The organism is Nocardia macrotermitis, assembly GCF_009604405.1.
GTDB lineage: Bacteria > Actinomycetota > Actinomycetes > Mycobacteriales > Mycobacteriaceae > Nocardia > Nocardia macrotermitis.
Map to the genome: position 1 here is coordinate 33,549 of NZ_WEGK01000006.1, position 11,758 is coordinate 45,306.

Annotated in this window: 10 protein-coding genes and 1 pseudogene; 7 read left to right on the forward strand and 4 right to left on the reverse strand. The window is 67.2% G+C overall.

The genetic code is table 11. The annotated features are described in order from the left end of the window. Positions 1-91: 91 nt before the first annotated feature. Entirely contained in the window at positions 92-1,561 is a 1,470-nt protein-coding gene (locus NRB20_RS15695; RefSeq protein ID WP_153410887.1) for a hypothetical protein, read from the reverse strand. Beyond that, positions 1,554-3,295, reverse strand: a pseudogene (locus tag NRB20_RS39580) (NAD(P)/FAD-dependent oxidoreductase). The gene NRB20_RS15695 and the pseudogene NRB20_RS39580 overlap by 8 nt, the downstream one beginning before the upstream one ends. Positions 3,296-3,946: 651 nt before the next feature. Between NRB20_RS39580 and NRB20_RS15705 the strand changes: the two are divergent. The 4 genes from NRB20_RS15705 to NRB20_RS15720 all read left to right on the forward strand — a co-directional run bounded on the left by NRB20_RS15705 (position 3,947) and on the right by NRB20_RS15720 (position 7,542). Next, positions 3,947-5,110: a molybdopterin-dependent oxidoreductase gene (locus NRB20_RS15705; RefSeq protein WP_153411114.1), complete on the forward strand. Its 1,164-nt coding sequence runs from the start codon at positions 3,947-3,949 to the stop codon at positions 5,108-5,110. Further along, entirely contained in the window at positions 5,107-5,526 is a 420-nt protein-coding gene (locus NRB20_RS15710; protein WP_153410889.1) for a hypothetical protein, read from the forward strand. The genes NRB20_RS15705 and NRB20_RS15710 overlap by 4 nt, the downstream gene beginning before the upstream one ends. Positions 5,527-5,595: 69 nt before the next feature. After that, positions 5,596-6,300: a flavodoxin family protein gene (locus tag NRB20_RS15715; RefSeq protein WP_153410890.1), complete on the forward strand. Its 705-nt coding sequence runs from the start codon at positions 5,596-5,598 to the stop codon at positions 6,298-6,300. Between the two features lie 501 nt (positions 6,301-6,801). Beyond that, complete coding sequence (locus NRB20_RS15720; protein ID WP_153410891.1) at positions 6,802-7,542, forward strand: maleylpyruvate isomerase mycothiol-dependent enzyme family protein; 741 nt, start codon at positions 6,802-6,804, stop codon at positions 7,540-7,542. A 533-nt stretch (positions 7,543-8,075) separates the two neighbouring features. Here NRB20_RS15720 and NRB20_RS15725 read toward each other — a convergent pair. Next, complete coding sequence (locus NRB20_RS15725) at positions 8,076-8,648, reverse strand: TetR family transcriptional regulator (protein WP_153410892.1); 573 nt, start codon at positions 8,646-8,648, stop codon at positions 8,076-8,078. A 105-nt stretch (positions 8,649-8,753) separates the two neighbouring features. Between NRB20_RS15725 and NRB20_RS15730 the strand changes: the two genes are divergently transcribed. From NRB20_RS15730 to NRB20_RS15740, 3 genes are all read left to right on the forward strand, one after another. Continuing rightward, positions 8,754-9,293, forward strand: a complete 540-nt coding sequence (locus NRB20_RS15730; RefSeq protein WP_153410893.1) for a cupin domain-containing protein — start codon at positions 8,754-8,756, stop codon at positions 9,291-9,293. Between the two features lie 158 nt (positions 9,294-9,451). Continuing rightward, positions 9,452-9,793 (forward strand): helix-turn-helix transcriptional regulator, encoded by a 342-nt coding sequence (locus tag NRB20_RS15735; protein WP_319944970.1) that lies wholly within the window; start codon positions 9,452-9,454, stop codon positions 9,791-9,793. Next, a complete protein-coding gene (locus tag NRB20_RS15740) occupies positions 9,780-11,039 on the forward strand; it encodes a type II toxin-antitoxin system HipA family toxin (RefSeq protein ID WP_153410894.1) in 1,260 nt (419 codons plus the stop codon). The genes NRB20_RS15735 and NRB20_RS15740 overlap by 14 nt, the downstream gene beginning before the upstream one ends. A 116-nt stretch (positions 11,040-11,155) precedes the next feature. Here NRB20_RS15740 and NRB20_RS15745 read toward each other — a convergent pair whose 3' ends face one another. Continuing rightward, a complete protein-coding gene (locus NRB20_RS15745; protein WP_153410895.1) occupies positions 11,156-11,521 on the reverse strand; it encodes a VOC family protein in 366 nt (121 codons plus the stop codon). Positions 11,522-11,758: the final 237 nt, after the last annotated feature.

Genomic DNA, 11,758 nt, shown 5'->3' on the forward strand with positions numbered 1-11,758 from the left:
CGGGGATTCCGGCGGCGGTGCGATGCACGGGCCGCTCGCAGTTCAGTGGTCGACGGGTCGCGATCGTTACGGCGCCGTCGTGCCGAATCGCTCAGGAAACCAGCACCGGAATCAGAGCGGCAACGAACACCGTGAGGCTCCACAAAGCCGGTGCGGCCGTGCGGATCTGGTTGTCTCGGGCGAGGGTTCGCACCGCCGCCGCCCGGCTGCGAGGCGGCGGCGACACCCGTTGTTCCAATCGCTGATACATCAGGCCGAGCACGGCCCCGTACGACAGGTGGCCGACGAGCGAGGGAAACGCCTCCGCCACCGTCTCGGCGGACCAGTGTGGCACCTGCCCGAGCAGCAGCGGCAGCAGGAGCAGGTCGCCGAGTACCCACCACAGCAGGCCGTAGGACACACCCCATCCGATCCCGGCTGCGGCATCGAAACTCCTGCCGCGGAAGAAGATCGCATACGTGACACCGATCGTCAGCGAGATCAGCAGGTGCACGACCAGTCCGACGAACACCGATCCGGAATCCACCAGCGCCGCCACCGTCGGCAGGAATCCGACCGCCACCATGACGCCGGTGAACACCACCCCGCCGGTCAGACCGGCGACGATGCCGTGCAGCACGGACACGGCCCCGCCCGCGATCAGGCGGTCCGCGTACCGGTCGCGAACGTCATCGGACAGCACGGCCCGCGTGACACCGTCGAACAACCCGAACGCTCCGGCTGTCCCCGCGCCTACCAGGAGATACCCCGGTAACGCAGGAACCGCTTCGCGAGCCGCCTGCGCGGTCCAGTCCAGACCGTCACCGGCGAGCAACGACGGCAATGTCAGCCCGGCGACCAGCCACCACAGCAACCCGTACACCGTGCCACGGATCAGCGCGGGACCGGTTCCCTCCCGGCGAGCGCCGAACAGCAGGCCGTAACCGGCGCCGAGGAACGATCCGGTGATCACCAGCGTGTAGCCACCGCCCTGCATGGGCCGCAACACCGCCGACAGCAGCAGTCCGGAGACGATCCCGGCCAGCGTCGCGAACGCGGCGGTACGGATATCCACGCCCCTGCTCGACCGACCATGAAACCGCTTGGCGGCCACGGCGAATACGGCCGCCGTCACGGCGCCGTACACCAGGTGGCCGACCAGGCTGGGGAACAATTCCCGGGCGTCGGCCACGGTCCAGCGGACCGGATCGCCGGACAGCACCGGCAGCAGCGTCAGCGGCCCGGCGAACCACCACGCCACACCGTAGATCAACCCCCAGAACAGCAGGTCGCCGCCATCGATCGTCTGCCGCGAGGCCAGCACGCCGAATCCGGCGCCGAGGATCGCCGCGATCGTCATGTACACCACGGTCCCCACCACCGGGCTGTCGGATCGCACCAGGGCGGCGACGGTCGGCAGGAATCCGATCAGCGCCATGATCGCACCGAACGCGACGCCGCCGGCCGATCCCGCGACCGCGCCGAACAACGCACCCGGCGCCAGCGGTAACGACCTGCCGCCCAATGGGTTCGAGCATTCCGCTGCGGCGGAAGGACCGGTAACTTCGAGCGATTCACGCATGTCGATTCCTGTCCGGTGCGGTGGTGGAGATGATCTCGTTCGAGGTGAGCGCTATGTCACGGGAGAAGCCGAGATCCAGCAGCCAGTCGACGGCCACCCGCAGTCGTTTTTCGGCCCCGGGCAGTTTGCCCAGATACACCGCGCGCCACAGCACCCATCCCGTGAGACCGGAGACCCTGTGTCCGAATACCTGCCCTGCCGCCCTCCGGTGCCCGAGCGATACGAGAATTCCCAGCCCGCCGAAACGGAACGGCGTCGGCGCACGTCCGCGGACGACCGCGGCGACGTTGTCCGCCACCGCCTTACCTTCACGAATGGCGTGCTGCGCGGTCGGCGGGTAGTAGGTTCCGGGCTGGGCCGGATCCGGAATCCGGGCGCAGTCCCCGATGGCCCAGACCCCGTCTACACCGGTCATCCGCAGGCACTCGTCGACCCGCAGCGGGCCGCTGTCTCCTACCGGCCCGATGCGTTCGACGAGCGGGTTCGGCCGAGTGCCGGCCGTCCATGCGAAGGTGCGCGCCTCGATCTGAGCACCATCGGAAAACCGCACGCTGCCCGGCCCGGCCGCGACGACTCGCGTACCGAGCCGGAATTCGATCCCCCGGCCGCGCAGGGTGCGCAGTGCGTAATCACCCAGGTCTGCGGGCAGTTCGGGCAACAGCCGGTCGCCGGAGTGCACGAGTACGAAGCGCGTCTCGGCGTCGTGCAGCCGCGGGTAGTGGTGCAGCACACCGTGTACCAGGTCGAACAGCTCGGCGATCAGTTCGGTCCCGGCGAACCCGCCACCGGCCACCACGAAGCTCAGCAACCGACTCTGTTCGGCCGCATCGGTTTCCAGATCGGCTTGTTCCAGGGCGGCGAGCACGCGGTTGCGCAACCGGTTGGCGTCGTCGATGGTTTTCATCGTCAACGCGTGCTCCGCCACTCCCGGCAGATCGAACAATCGTGGCACCGCCCCACGGCAAGGATCAACTCGTCGTAAGGAACCCGCTGCCTGCCTCGGCTTCCGGCGGCGACCACCAGCTCCCGGCGATCGGGGTCGACAGATTCCACCCTCCCATGCAGGAACGAGGCATAACGCAGCGCCGCCCGCACCGGTGCGCTGACATGCCGCGGTTCCAGCGTGCTCGCGGCCACCCCGACCAACAGCGGCGTGAACAGCAGGAAGTTCGATTCGCTGATCACCGTGATCTCGATCTGCAGGCCGCGCGCGACCAGGGCGTCCAGCCGACGAGCCGCGCCGACGCCCCCGAATCCGCCGCCGACCACGACGATGTGAGGCTTGCGCGGCACCGTCGCACCGGTGACGGCGCGACGGTGCCACAGCGCGACCAGCCCGTACATCACCGGACCCGCGACGGCGCCCAGCAGTACGGTCCGCACGAGTTCGTCGAATGTCGAGACCGCTTCGGCCAGTGTCCATTTCGGTACCGCTCCCGAAACGAGGACCGACAGTGTCAGCTGCCGGAACAGCCAGTCGGCCAGGCCGAGCAGCAGACCCGCCGCCAGCGAGGACCCGAGGCTCTGCTTCCGTCCTCCGCCCAGCAGACCGAGCACCGCGCCGAAGATCACCGCGTGCACCATCCACGCGCCCCACGGTGGCGCCTCGGCTCCCCCGCCCGGCACCGTCGCGAGCAGCCCCACCGCCACGCCCGCCGCAACCGCGGCGACCACGCCCGCGGGCAATCGCGGCAGCACCATCGTCCGTATCCGTTCCATCTCAATCTCCGTCATCCCTGGCGCGGCAAGCCATCACGCGGCCGGCAACGCCGCCATCGAGCCAACCTCCGGGCACAGTGCCCGCGAGCGGGTACCGCGTTACACCCGTCCGGTTGACCCCGGACAGGAACCGCGATCATCGACTTCCGTTGCACACCAATATGATTCGATCCACCTACCGAAAGGCAGGCCCGGGTGACCGCGCCGTTCTCGGGCTCGCCCCGCCGTGACAGTCCCGATGCCCGGTCCCGCCGGGCAAATCGCCAGGAGGCCAACATGATTCATACCGCCGAGGTCGACTCGTACGGCCGATCCGGCACGGGTTGTCGATGTGGCTCACCGCACGCAAATCCCAAGTCACATCATGGCCGATACGCGCCCGGGAGACACCCCCGGATTCGGTGACGAAATTGTGACGGCGTACCGCGGGCACCGAACAATCAGCCGCTCAACGCAATACACGGCTTCGACGCCCTCGGACGTCACAATTTGTTCATTCCTTTCGGAGTGATTTACCCCGTGTGCCGACCGTAGCGTCTAGTACGTGATCGACGTAGACAGCAAGTCGCTCGCTATTCCGGGCGCCGATCGTGTCGCCGGAACGCGAAGGAACGACAGTTGAAAACATCAGCCGCACAGGATGATCCCGCGACAGAGGCGGACCTGCTGCTACCCGGGACCGTCAGCCGGCGAATTTCACCCGCACGGTCGGCCGCCGTCGCCGCGCGGGTGGGCATCGCGCTGGGCATCGCGGTCACGGTCTGTTTCGTGACCGGTCTGATCAGCCACTGGGTGCAGCATCCGACACCCTGGTTCCACTGGCCGGCCAATCCGCCGTGGCTCTACCGCGTCACCCAGGGCGCACACGTGATCTCCGGCGTCATGGCGATCCCGCTGCTGATCGTGAAGCTGTGGTCGGTATTCCCGCGGTTGTTCGCGCGCCCGCTGATCGGCAATCCCCTCCGGCTGCTCGAGCGCGGATCGATTGCGGTACTGGTCGGTTCGATGATCTTCCAGCTGGCGACCGGGCTGTTCAACACCGCGCAGTACTATCCGTGGGAGTTCTTCTTCACCAGCACCCACTACGCCATGGCCTACGTCGCATTCGGCGCACTGGCCGTCCACCTGGCTGTGAAGCTACCGGTGGTGCGGACCGCGCTGGCGCGGCCGGCCACAGACGCCGGACGCACCGATACCGGAACCGATACCCCCGGCACCGACACCCCGGACAGCGGCCGGCCCAGCCGGCGCGGCGTTCTCGGCGCCGCGATCGCCGCCACCGCACTCGCGGGAGTCGCCGTGGCCGGGCAGTCCGTGCCGTGGCTGCGGTGGATCTCCGTGCTGTCACCACGCACCGGCGAAGGGCCCCAAGGGCTTCCGATCAACCGCACCGCTGCCGCCGCGGGTGTCACCGACCGTGCGCGGGAGGGTGCCTACCAGCTCACCGTAGCCACCGGCGGCACAGAACGCGGCTTCTCCCGGGCCGAACTGGAGGCGCTGCCGCAGACCTCGGCCGTGCTGCCGCTGGCCTGTGTCGAGGGCTGGAGCGCGTCGGCGCACTGGTCCGGTGTACGGCTGCGCGACCTGCTCGCCGCGGCCGGTGGCTACCGCGGCGGCGATGTCGCGTTCCACTCGCTCGAACAGGGCGGCCTCTACAGCAACACACTCCTCCCGGACACTCACGTCGTCGATGACCAGACGTTGATCGCGTTGTGCCTCAACGGCGAAGAGCTCTCGCTGGACCACGGTTACCCCTGCCGCCTGATCGCCCCGAACCGGCCCGGCGTGCTGCAGACCAAATGGCTCTCCAGGATCGAGGTGCGGACATGACCGCCATCCGGATACTGCTCGGACTCGGCGGAATCTGGCTCGCCTGGTACGGAATCGACCTGGTACTGGAACAGAACCCCGCGAGCCTGATGTCCACCGCCGCCTGGTTCGTCGGGGGCATCCTGCTGCACGACGCGATCCTCGCTCCCGTGTGCGCGGTCGTCGCCCTGCTCGCCCGCCGGTTGCTCCCGGCCGGCTGGTGGGCATCGATCGTCTGGGGCGGGCTGTGTACCGTCACCCTGCTGTTTGTCGCCGTCCCGGTCGTGCAGCGATCCGGTGCGGTGGCGGGGAACCCGACCATCCTCGACCGCGACTACCCCGTCGGACTGCTCATCGCGCTCGCCGTGGTCTGGGCATTCGTCGGCCTCGACATCGCCCGCCGGTACGTCCGCCGGAAACCGCGGCGACAGCTGTAACACCTACCACCCCACCACCACCGCAAGACCCCGTAACGCACGACACCGACCCGGTAGGAGAACACCACCATGACCGCATTCGACGACCTGCGGGCACTGTTCATCAACTGCACCTTGAAACGATCCCCGGAGACGAGCAATACCCAGGGACTGATCGATGTCAGCGCAAACATCATGCGCAAGAACGGAGTCGAGGTCTCGCACCTGCGCCCGGTCGATCACGACATCGCCCCGGGCGTGTGGCCGGACATGACCGAGCACGGCTGGCCGGCGGACGAGTGGCCCGCGCTCCAGGAGCGGGTGATGGCCGCCGACATTCTCGTGCTGGCGGGCCCGATCTGGCTGGGCGACAACAGTTCCGTGATGAAGAAGGTCGTCGAGCGGCTGTACGCGAACTCCGGAACACTCAACGACCGCGGCCAGTATGCCTATTACGGCCGCGCCGGAGGCTGCCTGCTCACCGGCAACGAGGACGGCGTCAAACACTGCGCGATGAATCTCCTCTACAGCCTGCAACATCTCGGATACACCATTCCGCCACAAGCCGATGCGGGCTGGATCGGCGAGGCAGGGCCGGGACCGTCCTATCTGGATCCCGGATCGGGCGGTCCGGACAACGATTTCACCAACCGCAACACCACGTTCATGACCTGGAACCTGATGCATCTGGCGCGGCTGCTGAAGGACAACGGCGGCATTCCGGCGCACGGCAATCAGCGGTCGGAATGGGACACCGGCGAGCGGTTCGACTTCGAGAACCCCGAATACCGATAGACACGAAATGATCAGCACTGCCGCAACTTTCACTGGACGAGACGGAATTCGACTGGCCGGGCGACTGGAACGGCCCACCGACCGGCGCATCGCCACCGCGGTGTTCGCGCACTGCTTCACCTGCGGCAAGGACATCGCCGCTGCGGCCAGGATCGCCCGCGCGCTCGCGAAACGCGGCGTGGCGGTCCCGCGGGCTCAGCGACGCGAACAGGTCGGCTCCACCGAGCGGCACCATGCCTGTGCCGCTACAGTGCCTGGGGTCGCACCCAGTTCGAGGAGATCCTGTGAGTTCCGAGGGGACACCTCACACAGATCCGGCAAACCACACGCTACGTCCGGAAACTCGCGAGCGAGCCGACGGCGGGCACACAGCAGTCCGACGGACTGAGCGTCGCGACCCGCGACCACCTCCTCGCCGCATTCCGGGAGACCAGTGCGCGCCGCTGGACCGACATCATCGAAACCGCCTCGGAGTACTGTCCGTACGCGGCGCAGGTTCTGGTGCTGGACAAGGTATTACGCAAACTGTCGGATACCGATTGGCTCCGGCCGGTGGCCCACCGATGGAATGCCGACGACTCGGGCCCGCCGGTGCGAGAGGTGGTCAGCCGTCTGGCCGCCGTGGACAGCTTGCTCGCGCAGCACATCGGCCTGGAGACAGCACTCGCCACCCCGGACGATGACGTGGCCGCTCCGACGGCCCCGGGTTTTCCGGCCGACGGGATGCCGTCCGTGGAACAGCTCCGTACACAGTGGCTCGCGCAGGCGGCCCGAATCTGCGCGGCCCTCCCGCGGACACCCATCGAGACGGTGATCCGGCTGTCGACCGATCTGCCACTTCCCGACGCGGTGGTCGCGCGCGCCTTCGAAATCTGGCTGCGCACAACCGATATCGCGGGAACAGCGGGTTTGCGAACTCCGGTTCCGAAACCCGAGAATCTCGCATCCATGGCGAACATGAGCATCCGGACGCTGCCGGCCGCGTTCCGGTCCCACCGCGGCGCACCGGGCGGCGGCACGGCCGAGATCACCCTCTCCGGCCCGGGCGGCGGGCAGTGGATCATCCCACTGACATCCGGCGCGCCCCGAAACCCTGACACCCGGATCGCCATGGATGTCGTCGATTTCTGCCTGCTGGCCGGCGGACGACGCGATCCCGCGACCGTGAGCTACACGGCCGAGGGAGACCTCGGCCTCGCACGCGACATCGTCGCCGCCACACCCGCTGCCGCCGTGCCGTAGCCCACCCCGGTCACCACCGTGGACCACCGCACCGGCGCGCCCAGCGCTTCCAACTCGCCCTTCGCATCACGATCGCCGGCCTCACCACGCTGATAGATGAAGAGCGCCAACGGAGTTCATCTGCCGCAACGGGCTCGCCGTGAGTGTGACCGCGGTGATGCGTCCGGCGAACCGGGTGAGCCGGATGCGCAGGAGAGGGTCGCGGCCGTGCGGCACACCAACCCCCGCAATGCTGGCCGATGACCAGGACCGGTCCCTGGTGGCGGCGTTTCCCTCCAGTGACGGTGCCGGGCGGTCGCCGACGACGGCGCTGGACGCCTTCAGGAAGATTCTCGGGGTGGCGCTCGGGAGGAATTGATCTCCCCGAAGCCTGGAAGCGCGGCCCGAGCTGCGGGCTTTCGGCCCGCAGGCGCTCTGCCACCCCGACCGCACACCCCAGGCCAGCCCAGCATTGCCGCCGGCCATCGACCAACATCGTCAACCTCGACGACCGGTTGCACGAGACAATCGACCGCAGTCGGCTCGGCGAACTGCTAGCTCAAGCTGGCCGCGGCGTGGACGGTCCGGTCGAGTTCGCGGCGGGCGAAGGCGGCGAAGCCTCGATAGGTCCGGCTTGCGGCCCAGCGTTCGTATGCCGCGTCGAACGCCGCGGCGCCGCCCAGTCCGGCCAGCTCGGCCGTCCCGCCGGTGACGCCCCGAGCCTGTAGCGCATCGGTTATCGCCTGGGCGAGCGCGGCGCGCTTGAGCACGGCGCGCTCGTGCAAGGTCGGCGAGGAAGCTATCAGGCGTTGACGGGTCGCGGCGTGGTGGTGCCGGTCGGCGTCGAAAACGGGGGCGACGGCGAGGACCGCGGCACGCACGAGCTCGAGCGGCGAGGCATCTGGCGCGCCGTCCGCGATGGCCTGCCTGAAGGTGTCGGCCAGCAGGTCCCGGCCCCAGAACAGCACCTCGGGCTTGTCGGGGAAGTGGCGGAAGAACGTCGCCTTGCTGAGTCCGGCGCGGGCGGCGATCTCGGCGGCCGACACCGCCTCGAATCCGCGCTCGGCGAACAGCTCGAGGGCGGCGTTTTCCAGCCGTGACTGTGCGTCCGGTTGCCAGCGGGCCATGACGTCACTATAGGCGCATTGCGACTCGGTCTCATCACCATGTACGGTGACGAGACCCAGACTCATCACTGGGTCTTGTTCGGACACATTCGAGGAGAGCGCAACATGACTGTTCGCCGGGTCGTCACCGGGCATGACAGCGAGGGCAGGTCGCGGGTGGTCGACGACCGGAACGTGGAGCCGATCACCTCTGCGCTGACGCCCGGATTCGCCGCTTACCGGCTGTGGGGAGGCGACGAGCCGCCCACGTTCCCGGACGACGGGTCGCCCAGCGCCGTCGAGACGTACTTCCCGCCGCGGGATGGATCGCGCTTCGTGATCATCACGCATCCCCCGGAGCGAGCGACCCCATCGCCGGACGTGGACGCAGCCGCGGCTTCCGCCGAGTTGGAGCGCCAGATGCCCGGCGTGACGGCCTCGATGGAGCCCGACGGCTCGGGGATGCACACCACCGACACGATGGACTACCTGATGGTCGTGCAAGGCGAGGCCACGCTCGAACTCGACGACGGCGAGCGAGCCGTATTGCGGGCAGGCGACGTAGTCGTCCAGAACGGCACCCGGCACGTGTGGCGCAATTACGGCACCGAGCCCTGCACGCTCGTCGCCGTCTCGATCGGCGCGGACCGCACACCAACCCGTTAGTCCCACGCACCCCAGGGACCTCGAACCTGTCCGCCTTCAGCGAGCAGGGCCTCTTCGACATCGCGGCGACCGAAGCGCATCGCGATCGACCGTCATTAACTACGTTATAGTGTCTCTTAACACTAATTACTGACATTGAAACGTAGGATGTGAGTGTTGTGGTCAAGCGTGGAGTGTCCCCGTCGCGTGCCACTAGGGACGCATTGGAAACCCTCGGCAACCAGATCAAGGTCGCGCGGGTTCAGCGCGGCTGGACTCAGGCCAACCTCGCCGCCAGGGCCGGGATCGATGCCCGCACAGTGTCCGCGATCGAGAAGGGTGCGCCCACGGTGAGCATCGGAACGGTGTTCAATACCGCATTCATCACCGGCGTGAACCTGTTCGGCCTGGAAGGCGACGAGTTGGCTCTGGCCCGGCGCCGCGGACAGGAACACCTCGCTCTACTGCCCAAACGAATCCGCGACCACTCGACCGAGGACGACACCGATGCCGACTTCTGACTCCGCGACACCGCCCAGTGAGGCATACGTCTGGGTGTGGTTACCGGATCGAACGGAGCCGGTGGTCGCCGGCCGCGTGCAACTCGACGGGACGCTGCACCGGTTCATCTACGGCCGCAGCTACCTCGAACGCCCCGACGCGATCAGCCTGTATGGACCGGAGTTGCCACTTCGCCCAGGTTGGATCGAACCACCCGACGGCCTGGATATGGCCGGATGCCTCTGGGATGCCGGCCCGGACTCTTGGGGACAGCGCGTCATCGACGTACGCCTGGCCGGCGGCCGACACGGTGACGCCGCAGACTCGGCCGGCGCCACCAAACTCACCTACCTCTTGGAATCCGGATCCGACCGCATCGGCGCGCTCGACTTCCAAACCAGTGCAAGCGAATACACCCCACGCACCGAGGACGCGAGCCTCGACCAACTGCATGGCGCGGCCCAGGCACTCGAGCGCGGCGAACTGTCGACCATACTCAGCGATGCTTTCGTACACGGCACCTCTGTCGGTGGCGCCCGTCCGAAAGTGTTGTTGCACAACGACGATCAGCACCTCATCGCGAAACTGTCGTCCTCGACCGACCACTATCCGGTCGTGAAAGCCGAAGCAGTCGCCATGACACTGGCCACCGAGATCGGAATCAACACCGCCCCAACGAGTCTCACCACCTCACTCGGCCGAGATGTGCTCCTGGTCGAACGATTCGATCGCCTCGGAGGCGGACACCGCCGAATGCTGATATCCGCGCTCACACTCCTCGGATTCGGTGACTTCCTCGGCGCCCGATACTCCTCCTACGTGGAACTCCTCGACATCCTGCGCAAACGTGGGCGCGACGGCGACACGGCCGGACGCCAACTGTACGAACGCATCGTGTTCAACATCGCCATCGGCAACACCGACGACCACGCACGCAACCACGCGGCATTCTGGGATGGCCGCCAACTCGAACTCACCCCCGCCTACGATCTCTGCCCCCAACCACGATCTGGCACCGAAGCGCGCCAGGCAATGGACATCACCGGCGACGGCCGCCGCGACAGCCGATTCACCACGTGCCTCGAAGCAGCACCCGCCTACGGGCTCACCGAGCAACAAGCCCGAAACATCATCGACCACCAGATCGAAACCATCCACACCCACTGGACCGACGCCGCCGACCGGGCCCGCCTCACCCGTGACGAACGAAACCAACTCTGGGGCCGTCAATTCCTGAACCCCTACGCAACCAGGGACTATCGGTGAGCGCCCCGGGTGGTGGATCACCCACTGCTGTCGGGTGATCCACCAGCGTCGATGAGGCCGTGACGCCGGTATGAGCCGATCGCGGGTTCGTTGTCGGATTTGACCGACAAGACTGCTCAGTCGAGGCAGAACTCGTTTCCCTCGACGTCCTGCATCACCAAACACGACTCGTTGACGTCGTCGGCAGGCAGCAATCGCAGGCGCACCGCGCCGAGCGCCACCAGTCGCGCACATTCGGCCTCGAGTACAGCCACACGCTCCGCACCCACGAGCCCGGTACCCACCCGCACGTCCAAGTGAAGCCGATTCTTCACGACTTTCCCCTCCGGCACCTGCTGGAAATACAGACGCGGGCCGACACCCGAGGGATCCACACATGCCGTACCTCGATGCTCGTACCCCAACACCTCACACCAGAAACGAGCGACACGCTCCGGCTCCGCACAGTCGAAAGTGACCTGAATCCGCTTGACCGACACCATCAATCAACTCTAGAAACGGAACCTCACATCGTCTCCAGTTCGAATCCCCACTCTCACAATGTGATACACGATGGTACGCCGAACTCGAGCCGGAGTGTTCGTCTGTTTCACCGCTGTCCGATTCTGTGGCCAGGTCGTGACGGCAAGGTCGCGGCACGCCAGCGCCGACCACGCGGGGGTTTGGGAGCGCCCTCCAGTCACACCATCAGCCGGGAAAACCCCCGGGCTAAAGTTGGT